At 39.9% G+C, this 26,241-nt stretch carries 33 protein-coding genes and 1 tRNA gene; all 34 read right to left on the bottom strand.

Annotation, left to right across the window (positions count from 1 at the left end):
• Positions 1-1,300: DUF2479 domain-containing protein (locus HUK49_RS03685; RefSeq protein WP_235980960.1), on the bottom strand; the 1,300-nt coding region annotated here is incomplete at its 3' end.
• Between the two features lie 17 nt (positions 1,301-1,317).
• Positions 1,318-1,584, bottom strand: a complete 267-nt coding sequence (locus tag HUK49_RS03680) for a hypothetical protein (protein ID WP_191912697.1) — start codon at positions 1,582-1,584, stop codon at positions 1,318-1,320.
• A gap of 16 nt (positions 1,585-1,600) precedes the next feature.
• Complete coding sequence (locus tag HUK49_RS03675; RefSeq protein WP_191912696.1) at positions 1,601-3,742, bottom strand: phage tail protein; 2,142 nt, start codon at positions 3,740-3,742, stop codon at positions 1,601-1,603.
• Positions 3,739-4,644 (bottom strand): phage tail domain-containing protein, encoded by a 906-nt coding sequence (locus HUK49_RS03670; RefSeq protein ID WP_191912695.1) that lies wholly within the window; start codon positions 4,642-4,644, stop codon positions 3,739-3,741. Before HUK49_RS03670 ends, HUK49_RS03675 begins: the two co-directional genes overlap by 4 nt.
• A gap of 10 nt (positions 4,645-4,654) precedes the next feature.
• Complete coding sequence (locus HUK49_RS03665) at positions 4,655-8,428, bottom strand: tape measure protein (RefSeq protein WP_191912694.1); 3,774 nt, start codon at positions 8,426-8,428, stop codon at positions 4,655-4,657.
• On the bottom strand, positions 8,425-8,571 hold the full coding sequence (locus HUK49_RS03660; RefSeq protein ID WP_191912693.1) for a hypothetical protein: 147 nt from the start codon (positions 8,569-8,571) through the stop codon (positions 8,425-8,427). The genes HUK49_RS03665 and HUK49_RS03660 overlap by 4 nt, the downstream gene beginning before the upstream one ends.
• A gap of 134 nt (positions 8,572-8,705) precedes the next feature.
• Positions 8,706-9,233 (bottom strand): tail assembly chaperone, encoded by a 528-nt coding sequence (locus HUK49_RS03655; RefSeq protein WP_191912692.1) that lies wholly within the window; start codon positions 9,231-9,233, stop codon positions 8,706-8,708.
• Between the two features lie 22 nt (positions 9,234-9,255).
• On the bottom strand, positions 9,256-9,909 hold the full coding sequence (locus HUK49_RS03650) for a phage tail protein (protein ID WP_235980958.1): 654 nt from the start codon (positions 9,907-9,909) through the stop codon (positions 9,256-9,258).
• Positions 9,910-9,911: 2 nt separating this feature from the next.
• On the bottom strand, positions 9,912-10,319 hold the full coding sequence (locus HUK49_RS03645; RefSeq protein ID WP_191912691.1) for a hypothetical protein: 408 nt from the start codon (positions 10,317-10,319) through the stop codon (positions 9,912-9,914).
• Between the two features lie 8 nt (positions 10,320-10,327).
• Positions 10,328-10,888 (bottom strand): hypothetical protein, encoded by a 561-nt coding sequence (locus HUK49_RS03640; RefSeq protein ID WP_191912690.1) that lies wholly within the window; start codon positions 10,886-10,888, stop codon positions 10,328-10,330.
• Positions 10,878-11,192 carry a hypothetical protein gene (locus HUK49_RS03635; protein ID WP_191912689.1) on the bottom strand — a complete coding sequence of 105 codons (315 nt, stop codon included), beginning with the start codon at positions 11,190-11,192 and terminating at the stop codon, positions 10,878-10,880. Before HUK49_RS03635 ends, HUK49_RS03640 begins: the two co-directional genes overlap by 11 nt.
• A complete protein-coding gene (locus HUK49_RS03630) occupies positions 11,192-11,560 on the bottom strand; it encodes a phage head-tail connector protein (RefSeq protein ID WP_191912688.1) in 369 nt (122 codons plus the stop codon). Before HUK49_RS03630 ends, HUK49_RS03635 begins: the two co-directional genes overlap by 1 nt.
• Before the next feature lie 12 nt (positions 11,561-11,572).
• Positions 11,573-12,649: a phage major capsid protein gene (locus tag HUK49_RS03625; RefSeq protein WP_191912687.1), complete on the bottom strand. Its 1,077-nt coding sequence runs from the start codon at positions 12,647-12,649 to the stop codon at positions 11,573-11,575.
• A gap of 14 nt (positions 12,650-12,663) precedes the next feature.
• On the bottom strand, positions 12,664-13,317 hold the full coding sequence (locus tag HUK49_RS03620) for a DUF4355 domain-containing protein (protein WP_191912686.1): 654 nt from the start codon (positions 13,315-13,317) through the stop codon (positions 12,664-12,666).
• A 132-nt stretch (positions 13,318-13,449) separates the two neighbouring features.
• Positions 13,450-13,665 (bottom strand): hypothetical protein, encoded by a 216-nt coding sequence (locus tag HUK49_RS03615; protein WP_191912685.1) that lies wholly within the window; start codon positions 13,663-13,665, stop codon positions 13,450-13,452.
• 10 nt (positions 13,666-13,675) lie between these two features.
• Positions 13,676-14,626: a minor capsid protein gene (locus HUK49_RS03610; RefSeq protein ID WP_191912684.1), complete on the bottom strand. Its 951-nt coding sequence runs from the start codon at positions 14,624-14,626 to the stop codon at positions 13,676-13,678.
• Entirely contained in the window at positions 14,626-16,287 is a 1,662-nt protein-coding gene (locus tag HUK49_RS03605; RefSeq protein ID WP_191912683.1) for a phage portal protein, read from the bottom strand. Before HUK49_RS03605 ends, HUK49_RS03610 begins: the two co-directional genes overlap by 1 nt.
• Entirely contained in the window at positions 16,287-17,582 is a 1,296-nt protein-coding gene (locus HUK49_RS03600) for a PBSX family phage terminase large subunit (RefSeq protein ID WP_191912682.1), read from the bottom strand. The genes HUK49_RS03605 and HUK49_RS03600 overlap by 1 nt, the downstream gene beginning before the upstream one ends.
• Positions 17,566-18,246 carry a terminase gene (locus tag HUK49_RS11180; protein WP_191912681.1) on the bottom strand — a complete coding sequence of 227 codons (681 nt, stop codon included), beginning with the start codon at positions 18,244-18,246 and terminating at the stop codon, positions 17,566-17,568. Before HUK49_RS11180 ends, HUK49_RS03600 begins: the two co-directional genes overlap by 17 nt.
• Positions 18,247-18,292: 46 nt before the next feature.
• The gene (locus tag HUK49_RS03590; protein WP_191912680.1) at positions 18,293-19,453 is read right to left on the bottom strand and encodes a DNA modification methylase; all 1,161 of its coding nucleotides are present in this window, start codon (positions 19,451-19,453) and stop codon (positions 18,293-18,295) included.
• Entirely contained in the window at positions 19,428-19,661 is a 234-nt protein-coding gene (locus HUK49_RS03585; protein WP_191912679.1) for a hypothetical protein, read from the bottom strand. The genes HUK49_RS03590 and HUK49_RS03585 overlap by 26 nt, the downstream gene beginning before the upstream one ends.
• A 111-nt stretch (positions 19,662-19,772) precedes the next feature.
• Positions 19,773-19,970 carry a hypothetical protein gene (locus HUK49_RS03580; protein ID WP_191912678.1) on the bottom strand — a complete coding sequence of 66 codons (198 nt, stop codon included), beginning with the start codon at positions 19,968-19,970 and terminating at the stop codon, positions 19,773-19,775.
• Entirely contained in the window at positions 19,967-20,719 is a 753-nt protein-coding gene (locus tag HUK49_RS03575; RefSeq protein ID WP_191912677.1) for a hypothetical protein, read from the bottom strand. The genes HUK49_RS03580 and HUK49_RS03575 overlap by 4 nt, the downstream gene beginning before the upstream one ends.
• Positions 20,720-20,730: 11 nt before the next feature.
• On the bottom strand, positions 20,731-21,276 hold the full coding sequence (locus tag HUK49_RS03570) for a LemA family protein (protein WP_191912676.1): 546 nt from the start codon (positions 21,274-21,276) through the stop codon (positions 20,731-20,733).
• A 302-nt stretch (positions 21,277-21,578) separates the two neighbouring features.
• Positions 21,579-21,651, bottom strand: a tRNA-Asn gene (locus HUK49_RS03565).
• 514 nt (positions 21,652-22,165) lie between these two features.
• Positions 22,166-22,612 (bottom strand): hypothetical protein, encoded by a 447-nt coding sequence (locus HUK49_RS03560; RefSeq protein WP_191912675.1) that lies wholly within the window; start codon positions 22,610-22,612, stop codon positions 22,166-22,168.
• Between the two features lie 330 nt (positions 22,613-22,942).
• Positions 22,943-23,455: a DUF1064 domain-containing protein gene (locus tag HUK49_RS03555; protein WP_191912674.1), complete on the bottom strand. Its 513-nt coding sequence runs from the start codon at positions 23,453-23,455 to the stop codon at positions 22,943-22,945.
• Positions 23,455-23,697, bottom strand: a complete 243-nt coding sequence (locus HUK49_RS03550) for a hypothetical protein (RefSeq protein ID WP_191912673.1) — start codon at positions 23,695-23,697, stop codon at positions 23,455-23,457. The genes HUK49_RS03555 and HUK49_RS03550 overlap by 1 nt, the downstream gene beginning before the upstream one ends.
• Before the next feature lie 115 nt (positions 23,698-23,812).
• Positions 23,813-24,274: a hypothetical protein gene (locus tag HUK49_RS03545; protein WP_191912672.1), complete on the bottom strand. Its 462-nt coding sequence runs from the start codon at positions 24,272-24,274 to the stop codon at positions 23,813-23,815.
• Positions 24,275-24,279: 5 nt separating this feature from the next.
• The gene (locus HUK49_RS03540) at positions 24,280-24,429 is read right to left on the bottom strand and encodes a hypothetical protein (protein ID WP_191912671.1); all 150 of its coding nucleotides are present in this window, start codon (positions 24,427-24,429) and stop codon (positions 24,280-24,282) included.
• A gap of 91 nt (positions 24,430-24,520) precedes the next feature.
• Positions 24,521-24,697: a hypothetical protein gene (locus HUK49_RS03535; protein WP_191912670.1), complete on the bottom strand. Its 177-nt coding sequence runs from the start codon at positions 24,695-24,697 to the stop codon at positions 24,521-24,523.
• Entirely contained in the window at positions 24,697-24,867 is a 171-nt protein-coding gene (locus HUK49_RS03530) for a hypothetical protein (protein WP_191912669.1), read from the bottom strand. The genes HUK49_RS03535 and HUK49_RS03530 overlap by 1 nt, the downstream gene beginning before the upstream one ends.
• Positions 24,857-25,168 (bottom strand): hypothetical protein, encoded by a 312-nt coding sequence (locus HUK49_RS03525; RefSeq protein ID WP_191912668.1) that lies wholly within the window; start codon positions 25,166-25,168, stop codon positions 24,857-24,859. Before HUK49_RS03525 ends, HUK49_RS03530 begins: the two co-directional genes overlap by 11 nt.
• Before the next feature lie 10 nt (positions 25,169-25,178).
• Complete coding sequence (locus HUK49_RS11630) at positions 25,179-26,240, bottom strand: DnaD domain-containing protein (protein ID WP_191912667.1); 1,062 nt, start codon at positions 26,238-26,240, stop codon at positions 25,179-25,181.
• Between the last annotated feature and the right edge of the window lies 1 nt (position 26,241).

Below are 26,241 nucleotides of genomic sequence, written 5' to 3'. Positions count from 1 at the left end.
CGTCAATCAGATACCAAGCACCGAACTTATAATGCGGTACGGCATCAAGATAGAAGTTCCGGGGAATCTTAACCTTAATTGTGTTTGCATCCGGGTATTCCGCAATGCAATTAATCAGCTTGGTATTTATCTGACCGAAACCATGACTAGTCTTTCCTAAGCCATCCCGTTCAGTCCCGATAGCGTCCTCGTAGTACAGCACTGCTGGACGCAGTGGGTGTTCACATTGATTATGCTTAATCTCGATCGTGTAGCCATAGAGGAAATCTTCCAGACTGTCCGCACTCAACAAGGATGAGTTCCGTTCCGCAACTAAACCCATATCAGTATTAATACTGATAACGTTCTGCTCATCCGGCATTTCGTCCTTATGCTTAACTCGGATATTCCAGTAAGCCCCGTGACCATCGTCGTAGTTATCCCAACCATGCGTAATTGCAAGGTCACCGTCCATTAATGCTGTGTACTTTTGCATCGCATTAACGGTAGCAAAGTGGAATGGCCGGTCATGGAATTGTGCTTGTTTGAGGATCTCTTGAATCTGCTTCGCCATTGTTAGCAATGACGAATACTTCGTCATTAATCCATCTTTAGGATCATCAACCGCATTAAGAGCATCTTGCAGAGATTGTTTATACTTCGCTAGCCATTCAAGGAATTGTTGCTTAGTATCATCGCCAAGTTTATCTAACTCCTTTGAAATGGTTGTTTGCTTAGTTTGCAAATCTGCCAGAATCTTTTCAAATTCTTGTTCTCGTTCAATGCCTTCTTGACGGAGCTTCTCTTTAGCGTTGGTCAATGCAATATCCAAATCACTAATGTAGAAGTCACAAGCTCGTCCCATTTGTGCAACGCCGCCCAGAACCCGGAACCAAATATTAACTCCCGTTAAATGTGTATGACCACCGTCATCGGAATCATCAAGTAACCCAATAAAGCCCTTGAAAATTCCTTCTTTAGGGAACATCTGCTCCGGAAACCGATATAGTGCTTGACCATTGGCCTGACAATCCTTTGGATCACCTGTTGATGAAACCGTTCCAGCATCAGGTGCCATTTGCAGGTTCTTTTGATCATCAAATGAATAGTGGCCAACATTTCCTTGAATAAAAGGCTTCATACCAGAAACATCTAATAGCTGTCCTTGATAATACCAAACAATTTGCAGGCCAAAGTTATTATCACTGACCCGCCCTTTAAAGTAAGGTGTTAGGTCAAACACTTCAGCTCCTTCTTTAGCAATATCAATCGCTATTCGGTAATGATGACCATTATTATTATGTGTTACCTTAACTGGCAAAATTAATCCCTCCTTTTCTAACTAATTTCAGATGAAGTATCCGTATCTCTAATATCAATAATGCTGGTCTCTCCGTCATTATTAGTAACAGAGATTCCAGCATCATTGATTAATTCAGTTTGGATATCATCTTTGTTCAATTCATTGTATTGCTTCGTTAACCTAGCAATATTTTTGTCAATCTCGTTAAGTTCTTGTTCAACCGCCCGAGCATTCTCGGCTAACATCCCAGGTAATTTTGCATTCGTTGCTAAATCATCAATATGGGGCATCTTAAAGCTCAAAATCAATCACCTCAGTTTATCTATTATCATTACCTCTACCAGGCTTATTATTTTCATTTGCGAAATGGTCTTCACGTCGAGAGCCTGTTCCACTAAATGAGTCCAATACACTAATGTTTTTATTGACTTCTCGGATATCACTCCAGATTGCATTAATTGCATCCTTCATGGCTAATCCTGTGTTATTTAGAGATAGTTCCTGATCTCCATTTGGATGGAAATACTCATCGTTCCCTTGGATTCCCACTAGTGTAACGTCCATATCTAATTGGAGTTCAGGTACAATTAGTTTCCATACATCGCCAAGGTTCCCTGGGTTACCAGAATATCCATTAATAGTTAATGCTGCTTTAGGTTTATGCTGAACAGTATTTTCAACATATTGTTTTAAAGCATCCATATCATAAATAGAATCTTGAATAATCGGTGCTCCACGATGAAGATGATATTTCTTTATGCTATCTTCATCCTGATAATGGAAATGAAGTAAATAGTAAACCTCTGTTGTAGTAGTTGTGCTACCTTCACTACTCCCTCCAGAAGCACCACCATTTTTTATGGTTTCCAACGGATCAAGCCAGGTCCCATCATTTAGAAAAGCGTGATTAAATGCTTCTTGAATGTTATGCCGAGTAATACCTATATGTAAATGATCCATATCACGATAGCCAATCACGTCACCTGTATTAACATGTTGATTCATTGCAACGGAGAAGTTATTTCTACTTGAAAAAGCCTCTTGATATTCAACATTTAAGCCAGTTTCGTCAGTAATAACGATATACCACTTAATCTCACTGCCACCCCAAGCAATTGAAGTAACAGTTCCGCCATGAATAGCGTGGACTTCACTTCCTGGATGGTCAACAGATCCAAAATCCAACCCGTCGTGAAACCCATTAGTTCGGAATCCCCCACCTGGCTGAACACCAAATAGTTGACTGCTCGAAAAGCTACCCTCTCCAACACTTGGAAATGGCCATCCCCAATTACCACCAGTTTGGACTTGAATAGTAGCTTTAGAAACTGGTGCTCCCTGAGGCGACCATCCTGAATGACCTGTAATCTGGTTACGCCAGTTAGGAACATTCATCAAAGCTACTAATTGATCTAATCCATGCCAAATATCTGTGTAAGGTGGACGAGAGTAGTAGTCAAAGGTGCTCTGTTTGAATTGAAGCAGTCCTTTAGCAATACCATCGGACAGTCCATCATCACCACCCTTAGCATCTTCTTGACCACTTGATTCAAGATTAATTTGAGCCAAAATTAAATTAATATCATTTTGAGAAAGATGTTCACCAACTAATCCAGCGGCATTTTGAATCACAGGAGTCCAGTCCCCGTTTTGAGGTTCGGTTGCTCCATTTCCGCTTGCCGTAGTGATATCTTTCTCCATTTTTCCGCCATAAACTTCACAATCATTCACTAAATCAACTACATCAGTTTGTAAATTAACATTAGTCATATTATGCAAATAGCGAATTTGTTTACCTGTTTGATGCTTTAAGCTATCAAGATCATAAATTTTAAGTGTGTAGTTATCTGGAACATAATACGCATTGAATAATGAAAGATTTTGACCTAACCAATCATACAAGGAACCTGTGCATTCAACCGCTGCCTGGGGAAAATTACCATGTAATTCGTACTTGATATTTTGATCATTATTATCCAGAAAGTTGTGAAGACAAGCGTCTAATGAGGTGGTTTGCTTATTATCCGTTTCTTTAATTACAGTACCAGCTTGTTGACTGTCACTAGAATCATCTGATGAATCATTATTTGAAGAGTCACCGCCACTTATCTCAGGATTATCCTCCGTCGGTTGAGACTTATCTAATCGTACATTTTTCATACTATCAATAAGCGTATGTGTACAAGTTATTTGTAATGTAGCGAATCCATTCTCATCAGAATCAACTTCTCGTTGTTGAATATTAAACCACTGACCGTCATACCAAGCCCAACATTTTTCTTTAGCAATGTTAAAAACGTCTTTATATTGTTCGGTATATGTCAAAGTAAAAGAAATTTCATAATTTGAATTTAATTGAAAATTACGCTTAAACGAATTATAAAGATCATTCCAATCAACACGAAAGGCATGTTTCCCATCCGCTGATTCAATATAAACCATGCTATATAAATCACTCATGATAACCACCACATCGGAAAATCAAACATTACTTTCCCAGCAAAATTCTCAATATGAAATTCATTTTTTCCAATTTCTAAAGTCAAAACTCCACAATTAGTATCTAGAAGACATCCTTCATTATTCAATTTAGGATTTACTCCATCTAATACAAAAGTACCATTGAAAGCACTCGCTTTAGTTAATACATCTCCAGTGGTTTTATTAGTAATTTTTAAATTACCGCTAGACTGTCCCTGACAAATCAACTTAAATTGATGGCCTCTTCGTTCGGGATCAATCAATACATCCGATAAATTGTAAACATCAAAATCACTATTAGTAAACGTGTACTGCGGATCAATTCCTTCAGGTAGATTGCTATTAACTCCCCACACATCATCAGGATATTGTTGTGAAGTCCCAATTGAACGACTTAACCCTATTAAGTCTGTAAAGGTTACCTCACAAGTCCAATGTCTTTCGTCTGAATAAGTTACCTCACCCATTGAAGCAGTGCCATAATACATACGATTAGACCAATTACTAAACGTAATCCAGTACGGATCCCGAGCAACTAAAAAACGCTGTGCTGCTTCAAAAGCTAACATAGCGTCTTTTTCATTGATTCCGTTATACATTAATTCTATTTTTAGCTGCCTACTATCATAAGTAGTCGACATTAGTCTTGAACCGTCAGATAAGCCTAACTTTTTAGTGTTATCCGTCCGCTTTGCAACTTGAACATCTGGTGCACGATAACATAATACCCCATCAATCGACGGTACATCGTAGCAGCTAGTCCAAGTTTTACCCTCATCAATACTTATAGCAAATTCAATTGGATCAAATGGAGGATTAACCATATCAGCAAAGCCATAGTGGTGTGGCTTATCATCCCGCTTAGAAAAAACTTGAATCAATTATTATTCACTATCCTTTCGTTAGAGAGTATCTCTTGGCCTGAATTCGACCTAATTTTTTACTGACCTTTTCCGAATCTAAATATACGTCAGTATCTTGGCTTTCAATAGCAACTAGAACTTTACCTAACAGATCAATCATCTGGTCTAACTTAGAATTACCACTATTATTAACTCCTTGAGTAGCAGGTTGTGCTTGAGCAGTAGCTTCAAACGCCTTATCTAATAGTGGTTCAGCACTTGTAGCATATGGATTAAGAACAAATTCATGATGTTGCGGATTATCGCCAACCCAGCCAAGCATTTGAGAATTAATTTCTCCCCCTGTTGCCCAACCGCGTCCAGGAATCCCAAATGAACCCCAGCCACCTTCACCACCATTGTTTAAACAATTAATAGCAGCTAATATTTGGTCATATCCACTCATGATATTTCCGTGACCTGAGATGGCCCAATAACGAAATGTTCCTGGCTTAAACTGAAGAAGTCCTGTCGCATGACCGTCAGATAAGCCATCTGTTCCACCAATTGCGCTAGGATTTCCTTTAGATTCAGTATTAATCTGAGTCAGCATTTTTTGGATTTGACCACTTGATAGTTGAACACCTAGTTGTTTAGCAGCTCGCAAAATATACGGGCGCCAACGAGCAACACCAGCACCACCGGGATTTGCTTCTAATAGCTTATCCAATACTGGTTCAAGCTGTTTAGTGATCCAGTCACCCATTTTGTCAGTAAGCTTATCCCAATTGCCCTTTGCCAAATCGCCAAAATTAGCGGCATTGTTATACATACCACCAACGGCTTTTTCAACCACCTTTTTAACTTCTTCAACCGGATGGTCTAAGAATTTCATTAATGCATCAATCTTATCGCCAATCCAACTCCCAATATTATCAAGAGTTCCTTTAGCCCAATCAATAGCATCGTCAACAATCCCACCATCTGCGAAGTGTTTAGCACCTACAATACCGCCAGTTGCATAATGATCTACCCCAGCCATTCCCATAATGGCTTTGGTTTCAGCACCACTATATACTCGGGCACCTTCAGGTAAAAAGCCAGTCCAATTTCGTTCTTGACTCATAAAAAGACCGCCATCAGGCATTTGTACAAGCTCTTTCCAATCAGGACCATCCCCATCATTAATCACTGATAAATGACGATGAACTGTCCCACCTTGAGCAAAATGTACCTTTCCTAGTTTCTTTATTCCGGTTCCGTGACCAGTAAAGAAGCTCCAAACTTTATCAATACCACCAATTCCAGCATTAATAATATCAATCACCGCATTAATACCATCTTGTGCTGCCTGTTTAATCCCATCCCAGATACCTTTGAAAATATTTGAGAAAAGATCCCAACCAGCAGACCAGAGTTTATTAATAACACTTACTCCCGAAGAAATAACATTATGAATATTAGTTATTCCATCAGATGAATGTTGTTTAATAAACTTCCAAGCTTGACGAGTAAAGTTACTAATGTTGGTCCAAGTTTGATCCCAATTTTTCTCAATACTCTTTGTTTTGGCACTAGCAGCTTTTTTTACATTTTTCACTCCATTAGCAACATGCTTTCTCATATTGCTCCAACCCTTGCGAGCACCTTTAGCTAACAAATTCCAGAAACCGTTCCATTTCTTAACTAGTCGTTTATGCGCCTGCTCTTGTTGTTTATCCATTTTCTTGGAATACTGCTGATAAGATTTACCTGCGTCCTTGAAGAACTTTCCAATCGACTTTTCCCAGCCAGCTTTACCCGTGAAACTACCTTTGATTCCCTTAGCAATCTTATCGACTTTTTCCCGAAACGGCTTGATATTCTTGTAGGCTAACGCAAATCCACCAACAATCGGATTAGCAATAAATAGTAGAAGCTCTTTCCAGTCTTTCTTGAAGAAGTTAAGAACTTTCTTACCCATATCGACAATCGCTTTACCAATATCACTTAATTGCTTAACAAAAGCCTTACCCCAACTTGATTTACCAGTAAAGAATCGCTTGATTGAATTACCTAACCGATTAACAGCATCACGGAAGGGTTTAACTTTCTTATAAGCAAGTACCAAGATAGCAATAACTGCGGTTAGCGCTACAATAAATAATCCGATTGGATTAGCAGAAAGTGATAGATTAACAAGTCCTTGTGCTCCAGCAAAAAGTTTGCTTGCCTTGGTAACAACATTTAATACAACTTGGTGTGCTAACAAAACAGTATTATAAGCCGCTATTGCTCCTTTTAGCGCTATAACAGGTCCAAGAACAGCACCAAATATTCCCCCAAGTGCTTTAACTCCACCACCGAACTTGCTAAATCGTGATGACAATCCGGTAATCTTTCCAACGTAAGCAAAGAATTTACTAATCCAAGTAATTGCAGCTGAGAAAGCGTCAGAAACCAACTTAACTGCTCCAGCCATGACAGTAAACGATTCTTTCATTCCTGCCCAGACGCCACTTGCAAACAGTTTTAATACTGGCGATACAGCTTGATAAAGCTTAACAAATGGAGATACAAGACTAGATATTACTGTAAACGCACCACTAAAAGCTTGTGCCATCACTTTACCAGCATTCTGAAATCCTTTTTGGGTTGCTGGATCTAACATCCATTTAGATACGGACGCATAGAATGGACTTTTCATTTCGAAGAATGGTTTTTCAAAAGCACCAATCAAAGCGGGAGTTTGTGACTTAATCGTCCGTTCCATTCCCCACATTGATTGCATCATGTTGTCAGCAGCTTTACTATATTTACCACTACCAAGCTTCTCAAAAACCTCTTCTAAATCCTTACCAGTAATCTTCCCAGCAGATGCCATTTGACGCATTCCAGCTACTGAAGTATTAAAGTGCTTAGCCATCGCTTCATCAATCATTGGAAAATACATACCAATTTGGTTAAGTTCACCCTGTGTAACTTTACCAGTAGCAAGTCCGTGAACCATATCCTGTTCAACTTGCTTCATTTGGTCCGAGGTTAACCCAACTGCATCCCCCATGTTAAGCATTGCCTTAGTCATATCATCAGCTTCACTCTTTCGTGAATGTAGATGATAAAATCCTTGTTCCAACTCGTTAACAAGATCTCGTGATTGACCAGTCTTAACAGATAGTTCGTTAATAGTATCAACCATCGCTTTACCCTTATCTGCATTACCAGTAAGTGTAAGCCAGGTTTGATTCATCTTTTGCTGTTCAGTGTTGAATTCCATACCAGCGGCAGCAGCTTCTTTTAATCCATTGCCAATGGCATAAATCCCACCAAGAGCCGCACCACCAAGAAAGGTCCCAGCCATTGTCATTTTTAAATCAGAAAATGACTTCTTAGTATCGTTAACTTGGTTTTGCGCTTTCTTTAGCTGTTTACTAAGACGATCTTTAATAGATAAAGTCGTTTCATGCGACTTAGGAATATCATGAACTTTTCTAGCAAACTTACCTAAATTACTATCTTCAATCTTGGCCTTAATTTTGGTCCAATGCTCTTTAGGAACAGCTTTTACTTTTTCGTTCAAGGAAGATAGTTGCTCTTTAATGGCAGTTGTTGAAGAAGTTACTTGATCCTTATACTCTTTGTAACTGTTTGAAGCCTTTTCAGCTGACTCTTTGGCTTTATTACCATAATTGGTCCACTTATTGCTCGTTTCAGAGACTTCATTACTAGTTTGCTTTGCAGCTTCTTCGGCTTCTTGCATAGCATTTCTGGCCTCTTTAACGCCTTGTGTAACCTTATCAATAAAACGCCACACAAAGTTTTTCTCTACAACTGCACTACTCATGAGTTATCCTCCTTTCCTTGTTGTAAAAGCTGTATAAACAATTGTTGCTTGTTAGATAATTTTGCTGGTTGATCTGCTTTATTGAGCTTATCCATCAGCTCATCATTTCGTTGCGTTAATGTTTCGTAAATTTGATCAAGCACAGCATTATTCACTGCATCTGGTGAAGCTGTTCTTTGCGGAATTTGTCTAGCAGTAATTGTTTCATGCCGCTGATCAGCCAGTTGGAGCTGATAGCCACGCTGAACTGCCTTAAATTCTTTTGGAGATAAATCATTTAATTCGGAAGGGGTGAGTCCAATCCGTCTTGCTTCGGCGATGAGTCGGTAGGCGTCAAAAGCTTCTTGAGTTTGTTGGTTTCCTCTTGAATTTGTTCTAAGCCCACTTGCATTTGTTGACGTTTTTCTTCGTCCTTCATCTTTTCCAATTGATCCTGAACGATGTCCGCGTTCTTTTCGTTGTTCTTCACGTATTCGGATAACTTCCGAGCTAAAAAACCATTAGTCTTCAGACTATTAATAATGTCATCAAAGGCCTTGTTAGTCTCATCATCACTATTAAAAATTAGCGATTCCAAATTTTCTTCGATTGTTGATTCTGCTGGTTGAGAACGCCGAAGATAAGCTAATGAATGATAGTAAGCTTTAACAACCATATCAACGTTTTCATCAATCAAGCCAGCGACCAAACTCGAAAAACCATCTTGGTTATTGCTCTTTAATTCTTCGTCATCGCGAGTTTGTCGATAAAATGCATAATTAAGCTTAGGTTCGTAAGTAGTACCGTTAATAGTCAATGCTTTCATAATTAAAAATTCCTCCTAATATTTATGCTTTTGGAGCTGAACTGTTAGTGTTAGTCGTTGTCCCGTGAGCTTGCATATATTGGTCCATTGGTGATAGTTGTGGATCTGCGGTTCCACCAAAATCAGTATTGTGGGCGAAGTCATACATTTGTAGTCCAACCTTATAAATAGCTGGATCCAATTCAGCTTGTTTAGTGACCCCTTCTTGAGATTCACCATCAACGTTGTAAGTAATGTTAGAGTGCAAAACGTTGTTAACTGCTTCTGTATCAGGCATCCCATTAGGATATGCTTGAGCAAAGGTAGCAGGAACAACAAATTGACCAGGAGCCTCTGGATCATCACGTTTTCCATTAAAATCGAATCGCCAAATGCCTACCTTTAGTCCTTCACGAACAACCCGCTTTAATCCTAGATACAAATCATCAGTTAAGTTTTGCCAGTATGAATCTACTACGAATGTTTCGGATAATGCTCCTGGCAACTGACCAGTACCCTTTTTTAGTGTCAACTTGGTGCTTGCGGGGGTCATGGTTGTTGAAGTCGCTGCTTGCTGACCTAACATCCGAATTAAGTCGCTTGGCTTATCCCAGGGCAACTTAATACCATAAATAATCAAATCTGCTTTGTGGAAATCCTTCATATCTAATTTGCGATTTTCAATTGTTGTTGGCATAATTAATCAACTTCCCTTCTTGAAATTGCATAAACTATAAAATCAAACAAAAAAGCCGCCCTTTTAAGCGACTCTCCTTGATATGACTCATCATCTAAAATGCGCCCGCTGTAATCATCAAATCTCAATTGCCAGTGAGCGCATTTTATTCGTTGCATAATATTTCTAACTTGATTACTTACATCTAGTAATAAATCAAGTCGTTCTGGTTTGCTATAAACATCAACAGATATTGTTAACTTAGTTTCCTCAATCCCCTTGTAAGAACAAGGTTCATTCTGAATATTGCTAAAATCGATAATCACCTGTGGATATTTAGCATCGTGTTTTTGCCCGTCATAAAAAACGGGTGCCCTTACTTGGTGAAGAGCCATTTTAACCTGTTTGATAAGGTCTGCTTCTGGTCCCATATTCTCTCCTACTCTAATGCTTGTCGCATTGTATCCTCAAACTTCTTATCAAGACGAGCAGCTACTTTTTCGCCACTTGGTTTCATGAACGGTTCTTTAGGATTATGCCCTTTACCAAACTCAACCGCTGTACCGTAATAATAAGCGTCTTTGTTCTTTGAGGGCTTGTTTACCTTGCGTACTTTCTTAGCGCCTTGCTTAATCTGCTTTCGAGCTTCGTCAGCGTCCTCAGAGGTTGCTAACGGTACAACGCTAACTTTCATACCATCTTCGCTAAATTCGGGTGTGATACTACCTTGCAAGGTACCAGTCGGTACATAACCACTTTTGCTATGCCCCACTTTTTGACTTTCAATCTTTTGGGCTTCGTCAACTTCCTCAGCTGCCGCATTACGAATAAAGATTTTGCTTGCCGCTTTAGCACGTGCATATTCACGATTGAACTCTGCCATTGCTTCTGGCATTCCCATACGTGCTAATGCTTGTGCTTCAGCTCTTAACAATTCAAATTCTTTAGTGCTAACACTGAAATTAACTCGTGGTAGATTCTCATAGCTATCATTTGGCATTAAAAATCACCTCGCTGTTGATGATATAAAAGTCAGTCCGCTTAAAGTGTCGTCCAACTTTCTGTATCTTATGAGCGTTATTACCTGTATTAGGGTCATAGTCTGAAAGCCCAATTTTATCAGCTTCACATTCTCCATAAACACGTACGATTGTAGCGTCATACATTTCGCCGTTACCAAGCGTTAAATTAGTACGCTTAACGTTGGCTTTTACTTTAGTAGCCGTTGAAGGACCCTCAAAGTTTAAATCATCGCCATCGTTAGCAGTTTCAGTAATAAGGTAAACTGTCTTGTCGTATCGCATTAGAACCACCCTATTGCATTACCGGTTAAATCATCGTTCTTACCAGTAGAGTCAATCCAAGCTTCAATATCAGGTAAATAATCTTTCAAGTCATTTGAATTAAAAGACATTGACAATCCTTCTTCTGAAATACTGTTCATACCTTCATTATGAAACTTGTTGTACTTTGCTAACGTCAACTGGTCCACTAGATAATTCAATTCAGTTGGGAACGTATCATCATCAAGATACTTGCGAATGTAAACTATAATGGCTTGTTTAGCCTGCACGATATAAGCTTCAACTCGTCCTTTATCAGCATCGTCTAATTCAACACCTAATAAAGTTTGCATACGTTGAATATCGTTTGTAACATCTAATTCAGCCATTAAATCACCTCATTACTTAGTAGGTGCCGCTGGTGTCGTTGTGGCTTTCTTAATCGCTTCGTCAGTGGTTGTGAACTTAACATAAGGCATAATCTTAGGATCGAATACTCGATTCCAATATTTACCATTTGCTAAGTCTTCCATGCCAGGGAAAGGCTTAGTTGGGTTATCTGCTGCGAATGCTGATTCGTTCCAGCTCATTCCTTGTGGAGCAAGCACAAAGCGGCGACGACTAATAAAGTAATCAATCCCTTGGAAGCGTAACGCATCACGACCAGTTTCAGCAGCACGAGGGGTTGGTAGTTCAGACCAACCAAAGGCCCCTGAAGCAAACAAGTAGCTAGTATAAACACCATCTTTAATCGGCATAGTATCATCAACAATAACTCGCACACCCTTGATAGAATCACCAGGATTTGGTGCTGAGATTTGCGTTGGTAATTGATTCCCATTGATTAAAATGGTGTTACCAGTCTTAGGATCCGTGATGTTAGCATTTTGTAGCTCCTTCAAAATATTTGAATGAACCACAACAGTTGCAAGATCACGATAACGATCACCTAATTGGAACCGAGCTTCATTAAAGTTCTTCAGAGAGAATGTATTATCACTGCGACGATTGTCAGCAGCATTGAATTGGTTTTTATCTTTCATGCTATCTGATGCATAAACGCCGTCCATAGTACCTAAAAGAATCTTTTCGTTAATGTGCCGCCAATAAGATTGCACAGAAGTACCGATATTACCGAGCGGGTCAGTTCCAGATAATTCACCAGAAAGATCAGTAGCACTCCAGGCTTGTAAGAATCCTTGAAGCCGGGCTTGTGCTAATTGAGTACCAATAGTATTAAGAGTAATGTCTTTAGTATCATCAATATTTTGTGGTGCTACGTCTTCAAGAGGCTTGAACATTGGAATGTTAACCAGCTTACCACCGCCAGTAAAAGCAGAAGCAATACTAGGTACCTCTTTAATTACACCAGATTTAAAGAATTGGTCTTGTTCTACTGATTGTTGAGCTTGATATGCCGCCCAACCTTCAGGAATTTGCATATTTGCTAATTGTGTAGCTTGTTGAATTTCAGCCATTTACTATTCACTCCTTAATTCATTTTTCCAACATAAAAGCCCTGCTTTGGTTGCGCTTGTGCAATCATCTGCCGGGCCTTTTCTGGATCTTGATTAAAAATTTCTTGTTGCTTTGTTAAATTAAAAGCTTGTTCAGTCCAAGGATTATCATTTACTGATACAGTGTTACTACCGTTACCACCTGTTGGGTTTTGCTTACCTTGCATAAGTTTCTCGGTAGCTTCTTGAACTTTCTTATTAACGTACTGATCTAATAAATCTAAACGTTGTGAGGTTTCCTCATCATTAGCACCCATCAAAAGCGGGAGCATATCAAGACTGATACCCTTATCAACAAGTGTTGACTTAGTTTGCACCTCTCGAAGTTTACGGTTTAGGTCTTGTTGTTGCTTTTTTACGGCTTCTTCACGGTCTTTCTGTTCTGCTTTTGCTCTTTCCTCAGCAGACATTTTGGCCCGTTGTTCAGCCTTTTTAATAGCATCTTGCTTTTCCTGTTCCGCTTTGGTCCGCTCTTTAGCAATCTTAGAATCAAGTAAAGCACTGATAGCCTTTTGTTGTTCAGGTGTGAACTCTACTTTAGGCTTTTCTTCTTGGCCCTCATTTTGAGTTGGCTGATTATCCTGTTCTTGCACAGGCTGTTGAGTTTGAACATCATTTCCGTTTTCCATTATCAATACCTCCGTTTTACGCCCGTCGGCTTATTCCGTTTAACCTCCGTCGAGGAAACCCGTCCGCTCTTTAACGCCTGTCAGCACGTTTGAAGGCATAATAAAAGCGGCTATCCATTTGAATAGTCGCTTTTATAAGTCGTCCTTAATATTTGGTTTTACAAAGCCATATTGACTGGTCTTGTCAAAATCAATGCCTTTTAACTTTCCAACAATTTGAATTGTCAATGTTGAAAGTTCGCTATGATCTGGACAATCAATTTTTAGACTTTTAATGCAGGAAATACGTTTATTATTGATATATAAGCCATCGCCTTTTAACTCAAATTTATCAATTCCTCTATACATTAAACTCACCTCACAATCCTAAATCTTCTAGTGCTTCCTTAACTGGTGTTTCAGCTGGAATAATATTACATGCACAGCGAGGATGGAACGGTGGTACGTTAATGCCTACTACCATGCTATCAATCTTTACTTTTGTTCCGTTCATCCCCTCACAGTATTTACATACGTTCGTACTGTGGCGGCTTACAACTTTAACGTACTTATATCCATTATTTTTAAGTTGCTTTGCGGTTACTCGCATTTGTTCTGCTTTCGCCTCAGTAACAAATATCCGTTCAAGGTTCGCCTTTGTTTGCATATACTTCTTCTGAATAGTTGAACGCCAATTGTCAGACGTATAATTCCACTGCTTGTTACCCTCTAACGCTTCTTTAGCTGCCTTTTTCAACGAATTAGGATTCATATGATTGCGTACTTGGTAATCAATTACTTTATCTAAGTCCATTGAGAGGCGTTGTGCATGCTTAAAGATAAGTGGCAGTGTATCTGTATCATTACCTGTTTGAACAGCCACACGCATTAAGGCTCGGCTCCTCAATTGGGTATTATATCCACCGTGCTGTTTACCAGTTAATTCAGTAACACGATTAACGATCTCTGTTTGCTGCTCTTCTAGTCGCCTTGCAATGTCTAATCCGAGCATAGCTATGTTAATTCGGCTTGTAAGCTTTGCTACGTCCGAATTAGTCTTATACGGTAAATTATTCAGCAAAGCACCTAAAACAGCTCTTTGTTGCTCTGTGTAAGCCAGAGTGCGTAATTCACGTAAAGCATCGAACACAGCTTTAACATCTGCGGAGTCTGCTTTGCTATTCCACTTCAAACCATTATTGAAAAAGTGGTCAAAAGTAACTTCCTGCTTATGTTCAGCACGTTCAACGGCTTCACGTAATGCCTGCACACTAGGACTATTCGGATTAAATATCTTGTCTAACTGGTCAAACCATTCTTTATCCGTCATTACTTATCACCCTTTGGCTGTTCAACTTGTGCAAGTTCGCCAGTAGCAAATACTTCACCAATGCCAGTACGACCGTTCTTATAGTCATCTGACTTCTTGGCATCTTCCTCTGCTTCATCATCAATCCGCTGTTGTTCATCGTTAGGTGATACCCCAGTGATACGTTGTGTAATTTCCCGTAATGACTTCATACTTTCAAGTCCTGGAATGCCAGACAAGGTTTGCACAAGTTGCGCTGTCTCCTCGTCATTTTTTGGCAAGTTAGGGTCAAAATTAGGCTTGACCATATCAGCAAGCACAGAAATATCATTTTCTCCAGGTAAAGCATTAATCTTGTTCCAGTAAGCAATACAAGCACTAATACGGGCACGTAAGCCACGCTTATATAACGCTTCTTGTATCTTGCGTTCTTGGTCGCTTCCCCAGAGTTTATAGCTCATTGCTACACCAGAAGCGTTAGAAGCAAAGTTAGGATCGTTGACGTTTGGCGTGTTGGTATACTTGTGAATTTCGTTGATCAAGAAATTAGTGTAAGTAGACCAGCCAGCCGAGTCATATTGCTTGGTAACGTATTGAAGTGTTGGAGTTACAACCGTACGTTGCCCCTCACTCAATCCAGTACGTGCAATGTAAGGCTCTAAGTAGAACATGTGATGTTTAGGATCAATGATAGGCTTAGGCGGTACTAACACAATCGGTTTCCCGTCTTTGCCCACTTTGATGTTCCCTCTATCGTCCATTTCGTAAACAGGCTTAGTCTTATTGGCAAAGCGACCAGTTGCCACCATTGCGGCATCATTAAAATCTTCTTGAAAGTTTGTCATCGTAGAGATTGCCTTATCTAAGGCGTCCATCTGGTCAATTTCAGGCTCCCAATCACCAATGCGCTCATCGTTGTTCTTATATTCAGTTAGTGGTACACGTTCAAAGAAGTGTGGTTCTGCACTATCTAACACTGCATTATTAACAGGCGAGTTAGTTTGTGGTAATCCACCATCTGAATGATAACTATAAATCATCGAATCAGTGTAAATTTCATAATTATCTTGTAGCAGCTCATCTAAAACACCCGTCTGATAATAACGGACAGCAAATAATGGCTGAGCTTTGATTGAATCATCATAAACAACAAAGCATGTTGTAGGATCAACTTTTGCTAAGTTAAGCGTTGTTTCACCAGCGTTAACATAGACAAGATCATACGCCCGACCAGTGATTGACAAATCTTTCTTTAACATTTCGTCAATGTAAGGTGTATTTGAGCTGTCATTATAGTGTGTTATCAAGTCATCTAACGTTTTAGACAACTGCTTCTCGCTATCATCGTCAGTTACAATCTTGTACTGCACATCGTTACCCATAAAGTAGCCTACACGGATATTAGTAATATAACGTGCAAAGCCTGTTGACACACGATTATGAGCGTTATCTGGATTAGGTGACCCAGCCCAGCTCTTAATCTTAGTGTCAGCAAGGTAATACTTCATTAATTCCTTTAAGCGTGGTACCTGTCGGTCAATGTGATGCCGAATGAACTTATACGCCGTTTCGTATAGCTGCATCGGATTATCTTTAATCGAATTAAAAAAGCTAATCGGAACTTGATATTGCCGATTAGCTTCTAAATCAAAGCGATGTTCTTGTGGAATTGTATTCTGCATTAAATATCAAGCCCCATTTCTCTAGCGATGTGATACTGATTACCCCAGTCAACACCCGTCGAGCCATCATACATATCCATATACTGCCGACAAGCATACCTTAAAGCGTCCATTGCGTGGTTGTTCTCATCTTTAGGACGATTGAGCGTATTACCAATGTTGTCCGTGTCGAATACATAATTATTGAACTCGTTCCAGATATTTTTGCACTTTGGGTGAACGTGGATTTTGTACTGCCACAACTGGTCGATTCCTGCTTCAATTGGCGTTTTAACGACTGATTGAATATTATCTATACCCAAGTCTAAAAGCTGTTGTGTGCGCTCTGGTGAAGCAGAATCAGCATAGATTGAAGCGTGCTGGTAGCCTTTCTTTTTGAGCCATTCAGCAATATGCGGTGTTGTCTGATGATACGTATACATTTCATCATAAATCCAAATATTCTTGTTCTTTGGGTCAATTGCCAATGCTACAAAGGCGTTAGGGTCACCACCAAAACCATAGTCAAGCCCAAAGCCAGCATGACCACATTCAGTAAGTTTTTCCTGTGGGTCAAAATCAACACGTTCAACGTTATCTTCAAAGACTAAGCCCTCACTTAATCCCCAGTCGCCGTCAGCAGACACACGAGCACGTCTAGGATTTGTCTTGTATAAATCTAGGTAACGTTGCTTATCCTTCTTATCGAGCCACTCATTACATCTGAAGGTAGTCGTTTGTGCAAACGTGTCAGCCTTACGAGTTTGAGGGTCAAAGAATGTTCGCTTAAGCCAATGCTGAGCATTCCAGGGATTGAAAGTAATTGTTATCTGCTTAAAAGCACCAGGAGCGTCAATACGACCACGAATTGATTCTTGTAGTGTTTCAAACTTATCTTCACTCTCAATCTCGTATGCTTCCTCAATCCAAACCCATGATAAATAACCATGTGTGACGGTAATAGAAGTCAGTTTCAGAGGTTTATCCATCCCCCGAAAGATGATTCGTTGTCCTGTTGGCTTATATACAATCACGGGCATCGAAGGATTACATTTAAATAAGTGTTCAGCGTGATATTGATTAATCGCCCACTCAAGGTCAGCATACGTTGATTGCCGATTAGTGTTTGAGTATCGCCGCACAACAAGCAGATTAGACCAGGGATATTTCATTAAGCGATAAATCATGTTAAGAGCGGTTGTCTTACTCTTCTTGCTGGCCCGTGAGCCTTTCACGACACGGTAAAAGTGCTTATCATGCCAAAAGTCGTAATATCCACCGCCCACAATCTTCTGTAAGCTAAGCATTTGCTCCATCGCTCTCATCTCCTTTCTGGTCCGTATCATCCTCTTTACCTGGCTTCATATCGTCACTAAATACAATCTTAGTAATGCCCTCATCATTAGAGTTAAGTCGCTTTGTTTCAGCATTAATTCTTTCGATTTCGGCTTCGGTTTTATCAGCCTGAGCTTTGTTAAGGCGCCGGAATGTCTGGTCACGATACTTTTCAGGTAACCTGTTCTTCAACCAGAAAATAATTGCGCTTGTATCAGGCGCAACTTCTTGTACTGTTTCAACAATCGGAATACGTTCATAGGTTGGAATTGCCAATGCAGCCGCAATAACTATTTCTTCCTTTGTTTTATCCGGGTGGTCCAATTTATAGGCATTCATATACTTAACTCGCTTAGCTTTGAGAACGTCACTATCAACTTTAACCATTTTGTATTGAGTTGTTTTTGCAGTTGTCCCCATTGCTTTTTTTAACAGAGCGTTTTCAACCTCAACGTCGACGACTTCCTTACCTTTTTTCAGGGCGTCAGCAATGTCAGGATGTTCCTTTTTCCAGGCGTATAAAGTAGGTCTCCTAATACCGATGTTCTTGGCTATCTGCTCATCGGTAAGACCATCTCTAGCCCAGCCTTGAAGCTTTTCGAGTTGTTCTTTTGAATGCCAATCCTTATGACTTGCTCTAGTCACATAAACCACACCACCTTTCACACAAAATAAAAAGGCTAGCTGTTAACTAACCTTCAATCAACTCAGCTTTCTTTCCGGTGAAATCTTCCCACCGTTTGATAATTACATCGACATACTTTGGGTCGTATTCCATAACGTAAGCGTTACGTCCGTCCTGCTCACAAGCCATGATAGTTGTTCCGCTACCACCAAACAAATCTAGTACCACGTCACCCGACTTGGTACTATTTTTAATTTGATAGTCAAACAAGGCAACTGGCTTCATCGTTGGGTGTAAATCATCACGCTGTGGCTTATCGAAATGCATAACAGTTGTTTGCTTACGGTCGGAATACCACGAATGACTACCACCTTCAACCCAACCATATAAGCACGGCTCATGCTTCCACTGGTAATCTTGACGACCCATTACTAAGTTATTCTTTTCCCAAATTAATTCTTCACGCACACTCAATCCGGCATTATTGGCAGCATTATTAAAATTAGCCGCTTCTGAGCTTGCATACCAAATATAGAACGATGCGCCCTGCTTTAAGTTCTCTTTTGCAGCACTAAAAGCATTAAACAGGAACTTGTAAAACTCATCATCTTCTTGACGGTCATTTTTAATTGTCATCTTAGATTCTTGCTTACCTTCATAAGCGACGTTATATGGTGGGTCTGTCAATAGCAGGTCACATTGCACCCCCCCCACTAATTTTTTGACGTCTTCGGGCTTGGTGCTATCACCGCACATCAAACGATGCCGTCCTAACTGATAGATTTGTCCTAATTTTGATTTAGGCTCTTCCGGAACTTCTTCGTCAAAATCATCCTCTTGTACTTCTTCCTTATCTTCGGGGATGTCTAAATCAAAACCAAAATCAGACATATTAATATCAGCGATATCGCCTAGTTCATCGTCAAGCAAGCTCATATCCCAGTCAGTTAGTTCACCGGTTTTATTGTCGGCTAATCGGTAGGCTTTTACCTGCTCTGGCGTTAAATTATTTGCTACAACTACTGGTACTTCTTTCATACCTAGTTTTTTAGCCGCTTTATAACGAGTATGGCCAACGATAATCACATTATCCTTATCAACCACGATAGGTTGTTGCCAGCCGAACTCTTTAATTGAATTGGCTACTGCTTCAACCCCATCATCATTGTTACGCGGGTTATTAGGATAAGGTTTAACCTCATCAATCTTCATGCTTTGAACTTGCATTCTTCAGTCCCCTTTTCTTGATAAAAAATCGAAAGAATCCTACTAGCCAAAAGATAGCAATTACAATCCATGCTAATAGCAAAATTACTGCACCAGCTCCCCAGTAGATAATTGCTGGGCTAAACACTAACCACCATGACCAGCTAATTGCTTTTGCTAGTTTTGCTCCGGTGAACATTGCTGTAAGAATTATCACTAGCCATTTCATTACGTTTTCTCACCCTTTCCTTTTGCTTTCGTTTCCGGGTACGTTCAGCATGGTTTAGCATATACAACTCGGCACCACTGCTGACCGTGCCCCAATTCTTATAATGTTTCATTATGAACAATACCTCGGAAAGTTAATTTCTTTTGTTTGTAACGCTATACGTGCCATTTCTTTAGACTCTGGATTGCCAGAAACTACTTCTTTCAGTACAGCTTCATAAAGGTCATCTTCTAATTCATGTGCACCCTCAAAGTCAACAACGCTTTCTTTAATATTGTTTACTGTTTTTTTAACTTCTTTAAGATTCATATTGTTTCAACCTCACAACAAAAATAAACAATTCCGATTACTTCAATCAAAACTAAAAGCACTACAGCAGTGATTACTTTCTTCTTACCATCATTCAAATTATGGTTTAGGTAATCCTTGTAGTGCTCTTTAGAAATTTTGATGTACTTTCCACTAATTGGGTTAAGTGTTCCCTTACTGGTATCTGCAATAAACGATCCTTTTACCGATATTGGTATCACTTCATAACGATATCTTTCCGATCCGTTTAGATAGTAATATTCGTCAGCATCATGATTAACTAATTTATCCGCATTAATATCACGATAAAATGAATCTAAATTAAACTTAGTAGCACTGTACTTATGGCCAAAGATAGTCAAATATTTTGAAATATTTTCATCAGTTCCGGCATCGTCCCACGACCAATATGTTCTTGTTGTTACGTTTCCTTTACTGTCGGTCGTCGTTTCGGTGTGCATGGTGTATTCTTCAAGAGTCCTCTTTACGGCAATAAAGCGGCGTTTAATGGTCATTTCATTAAATCTAGCTGGCTCATTACCAGTAAGTTTTGTATAACTGATAACCCTACCTTGTCGGCTCTTGACGATATAGTTAAAACGATCTCTATCAGTTGTTTTCAAAGCCGTACGGTAGACACTAGCATGTTGTCGCTCATGATTAGCCATGCTAACTCCAACAATAATATCCACCAAAATAGCAGCCGCAATTAAGCCAATCAAAGATAGCCACTTATTACGTGTACTCATACAATAATCGCCTACTTAAATAGATTAGTTGCCTTAGCGTTGTTAACGTTATAGTTCAACGGTTCATATGTTTTAGTGCTGTTTCCCATCATGTTTAAGATTTGATGATTAGGAAAACGACGCACGTAGACATTGTAGCTTTGGACTTCATCATTGTAGTTTTCACGATAATTAGCTAATCGGTTTTCCGTAATACTGAACTCTAACATTGCTTGTTTGTAATCGCTTTGTGATTTCAGTTCTGGATAACGTTCAACCACAGCATTAAGTGATTGACTAGCTTGGTTAATTTTCCCTTGATTAGCCTTTGAACGTGCATCCACAATCTTCTGTTGAGTTGAACTCTCATAGTGGTTATAACTTTGCACGGCATCAACCATGTTCTTAAAGAGATCAATGCGGCGCTCTTCTTCCTTAGAAATATTAGCTTTAGCCGTTTGAACTTCTTGTTGACGTTTAATCTGACCATTACTAATACTGATTGCAGAAATAAAGAATATGACTAATACAGCCACTAATCCACTAGTTAACACAATAATTTTCGATTTCTTATCCATATTAATTCACTTCTCCAGACAAAAAGCCCAGTCGTAAAGACTAGGCTGAGGTAAAAATAAAATGATCGTAGTTTAACGTCATTTCGGACAATGCTAGAGGGTGGAGTCGAACCACCGCTATGCGCAAGTAGGTTGAATCGTAACTAAAAACTACCTGTGCCCTGCCGAGGACCATAGCACGAAGCATTGTTAAACATTAAAAGAGGAGGCTTAACATCTCCTTTAATTGATTGTGCTTCAGTATGGAAGGCATAAAACAAGTGAGGTGCTAGCTTCACCTCCAGATATATATTGCCTTCCAATGCTGATGGACGGAATTGAACCGCCGTGTTACCAATTTAATGGAATACTTGCCAACCACTGGCCCACATCAGCGTAAACTTACGTAAGGGGTTGTCCCCTTGCCGCAAGTATAATGTGCACTCGTTAAGCCGTTGAAGTTGAGTGCGAACTTCTTTCGTTGTCATTTCAACGTGGTTGCCGTGAGACTAGTAGAGCCGGTATATTGTAAATCTTAAGAGTTTTTATTATGAAGACTGTAACCGTACATTACGTAAAAAATTGGATTAATTAGTACCTAGTCTCAACGTGGATTATGGCCCCTGCCACCATCTGAGGGCTTGATTACCCGTTTCCACACACTTAACAGAGAGAATCCTGAGTTGCTGGTAGTAACTCGTCTACTCCTCTGTCAGAGTCAATAAAGTCGTATTATTAAGCAGTTTAAGGACGGGAATGCTGAAGTCATTCGTGCTCGGGTCACAGGTATTTGGTATTTGTAAGTTCAATTAATTTTTTGAACAATACCATAATACGGCTGTTTTTAAGGCGAAACCGGTCAAATACCGGCAAACTTTCGGCAGAAAACCGGCAATAAACCGGCAACGTTTTATCGTTTAATACGGACTGAATCGTCAGGACACATCAACGCACCTTCCCATAGTGCCTGTTCCTGCTTCATTCTGAACGTTCGCTCGCTCATATAGGCGTTATATTGCTCGTTAATGTAATTCATCGTTCTAATTGCTGACCAGCCCTTAATGAAGCGATGAAGCAGAATATCGCCTAAGATTTCCTCTTCCTCACCGACACTCATTAGTACCTCGCAGCACTTAATTTTGGTCTTGTACTGATAAACGGCTTCAGCGTGGTTAACGAACTTCTGGTCCGGGTCATGTGGTGTCCCATCGTTCGGCTGTCCGTCCATACTAGGTGACTGCAAACCCGGGAACCGTTGCATTGCCTTAAGCTTGTACTTTTTCCATTCTCTTAGATACTCCTTGAATGCTTCCTTAGTGGCTTCTTTATCCAAATTACCAAATACGCTGTCAACCACGCTCTACACCCCTCGTCCCTTGTGATATAATTGATTTGCTTTAATTTATATCTCAAGGGCGCTCTCTCAGTAGAGCGTCTTTTTTATTTATCCAAAAATCATATGAATTATTGACGTCCATATCTTAATGGTTAACCACGTAAGACCACCAATAATGGTTACCGAACCTGCCCACATTATTACTTGCCCAAGTATGAAACTTGTAATATCACTAATCTTTTTTCCAATCATGCTTCTTCTCCTGTCGCTTTAACTCATTTTCTTTCCGCCGTTCCCGCTTCTTCCGGAGACGGCTTTTTTGTTTCTTTTTCTTCGACTTCATGCTTCCTCCTAAAATCCGATTAAATCGTGCACATTATAATCAATGCTCTTGTATACGTTGTAGTAGTCGTAGTAAGGTTCTCCATTTTTTCTTCGTCGAATATTACCATGAATATCGTGTCGAGCATGAGCCTCTTGAATCCTCGGATTAGTAAACCCAAACAGTTTCATCTTGAAATCATGCTGACGAGGAACAACTACTTCAACCGGCAATCCAGTTCTCAGTGAAAACAGCTTAAAACGTAGCTTAGCGCTCGTATCGACTGCTCGTTGATTAATTCCCGTTTTCACATCGTAAACGTGCTCAACGGTTCCGTCAGTGCTAAATACAACAAAGTCCGGTGCGTACGTAACACCACGCTGGTTATATCCGCCAACCGAGAATTTATTGACTACCTTGTAGCTTGGATGAACCTTGAACTTCTTTCCGCTACTCTCGATGAACTGGATGAAGAAGTCACGTTCCTTAATCGAATCGAAGTCCCAATCTTTGTAATGAACTTTCTTCCCAAAATGATTCACTAGTCATCTTCTCCTAGTAACTCTGTCTGACCATCTGCTTCACGGTTATCATTAACCAATTCGGTCTGGTTAGATTCAATGGTTACTTTTACCCCCCCATTGGCATCCATGATTTCACCAAGCAGGTTCATATCGACATCTTTACCCTTAGCACTAAGCTGGATAACCGTATCACCGGCTGTCCGCTTAGCGTTTTTCAAATCTGCCTTAAAGTTAATTGCTTTATAATCTACACTCATCATTTATCTTCTCCTTTAATCCTTTCGTGCGTATCGTCAACCTTAATCGTTGTTACTACTCCCAGCACAAAGCCAATCGCACCAGTTGCTGTGATTGCTAAAAAGTCATATATGCTCATTAGTCGTCCTCCACCGGTTCTTTCATTGCATCAATTGCAGGAGCTAATTTGGGAAACTCCTTTTTTAGTTCTTCAACTTGTCGATCAGTGAAAGAAGACATGCAGTCTTTATTAATATTCGTCACAATCTCACGCGCATCATAGTCCCTCACTAGGTAAACTTTATGGCCCTTACTATTTACACCAATACACAAATACCATTCCTTTTCCGGGAAGCGCTCTTCAATTGGCGTGTGAAGAAACTCTTCAATCAGTGCTGATAAACACTCACGATCAGGCTTTTTCCAATACAAGCTGTTACTTGTTGCCCAAGTATCTATTTCAATGAAATTTGTTGCATCTTCGGGAATATTGAAAATGCCCATATTGTTTGGTGTGCCGATTACAATACCTTCAGCGGTTTTCTTAGCCCGCATTTCATCACGTTCATTCACTTTTTCGATAAATTCATCAATTTTCATCTTCACTACCATCCCTCTCTAATTCGTCCTGCAATGAACGCCAAGATAATCAATAACACTACCGGCAGTAATACCCAGCCACCGGCAAACTTCATTGTCACTACTGCAATCAGCGCAATCGCAAACCACAGAAACGCATACAACACACTATCCATTCGTTTCATCACTCCTCTAGCCCCCACTTGTAAATACTGCTAAACTCCCTTTGAATAATTAATTGCAATCCAATCACAAGTGGGACAAATACTAATACCAAGGCAATGTACTTGGCTTAAGTCGAACTCTGAAACCATCTGCAACTTTATAGTCATCATTAACGACTACTGCAATGGTTTTGGGGTTCTTTTCGTCTGTTTCGATAATTACTCTCGTCCAATTTTCCATTGGCTTATCAGCGTTATTTGTATTTTTCTCTAAGTCCATCAATCCAACTCACTCGCTTTCACTTCAACCACTGGCGGAAACATCTGGCCCGCCTCTGCCACTTGTGCGGTCTGCTTCAAGGCGTTAATGCTGATGACCTCGCACAACTTGCCTTTGTAGTGCACGTAACCTTTACCACGTTTCAGGGCTTTCAGTCGTTCAAACTTCATACGCATTTCTCCTTGCCATCTTGGCACACTCATGCTTAATTCTGATTGCTTCATCGAGCTTCTTTTGCCCGACTGGCTCGCTTAGTAACCACTCAAATTGTTCCCTATCAAATGGCACCTGGTAGTTCTCACCTCGATCATCAAGACGGCCAAGATAATACACAGCCACTCGCAAGTTGGATTTAACTAGTCCAATAGCCTTCAAATAGCTAATACCATCAGATTTTGTATAACAATCCCTTTTCAGGACTTGCAGTCGTTTAATCGTGGAAGCCCATTTGTTTTCTATTGCTGTTGCCATTTATCACACCTCACTTTGGCATTGGATCCATGCTGTCATCTGGCATTACGTAGTCGTCTTGAACTTGCGAAGCGTCATTTTGCTTAGGAACATTCTCAAGATCCTTCTTCATGAACTCTGGGATTACTTCACGCCTAATTGGCTTCCGTGAATAGTAATTTCCCCTTGAGTCAAATTCAGCATTAACTCTTATAGCGTCATCAACTGTTTTTACCTGTTTGGCACGATAATTCTTGATTACTTCCGTCATGAAAGGATCAGCCTTACGAGCCGTGACATTCTTAGACAAGGCATAGTCAATCGTGTAGTAAATAATATCCGGGCCAAATCCTTTAATCCACTCGTCTAGATCTTGAGTGATATACGTGTTAGGAAATCCCCAGTCACCTTGCCAGTGATTAAAAACATCTTCATGGGTATGCTGAAAATTACCACCACTTTCAACCGTAGTAGCATTATTTAACTTAGTATCAGTAGTAGTAGTAACTCTATCCTTACTCTTACCTAACCTAACTCTAACCTGGGGATCCATTTTGGATCCATCTTGTATACATTCTGGATCCATTGGCTCTGTTGCCTGTTCTGACGGTGTTTGTTTATTCTTACTTTTTGTAACTTCTTTTTCATTGGATCCATTTTGCGTACGACTTGGATCCACGTTGGATCCAGATTGGATACGTTTTGGATCCGAATCGGATCCATCTTGTATACCCTTTGTGTCCGGATTGGATACAAATTCATACTGATGGTTATGGTTAACTGTTAATTGTTTTTTGTGCTCCTGATACATAGTTTGGTGATAACGATCTTTTTGAATGTAATTGTGAATCCGCCAATCACGAATCACAGTTACCCCATCGTCAAACATCAAAAGAAATCCTTTAGCAACTAGAATTTTCAAGTCATCTTCACTTGCACCGATCATGCGCCGAATCGTCTTGGCATTCCCTAAGAAACCATCATCATCAGCGTGCATGTTTAGGTGGAAGTATAGGTTCTGAGCTGATGCTGGCATATCTAAAAAGGTATCAGTATCAGTAATTTTGTTACTAAACATTCTTCGTTGTGCCATA

The sequence above is a fragment of the Limosilactobacillus portuensis genome (assembly GCF_014838735.1).
Classification (GTDB): domain Bacteria; phylum Bacillota; class Bacilli; order Lactobacillales; family Lactobacillaceae; genus Limosilactobacillus; species Limosilactobacillus portuensis.
The sequence above is the reverse complement of the archived record's forward strand: the minus strand, read 5'-3'. Positions and strand labels throughout refer to the sequence as shown.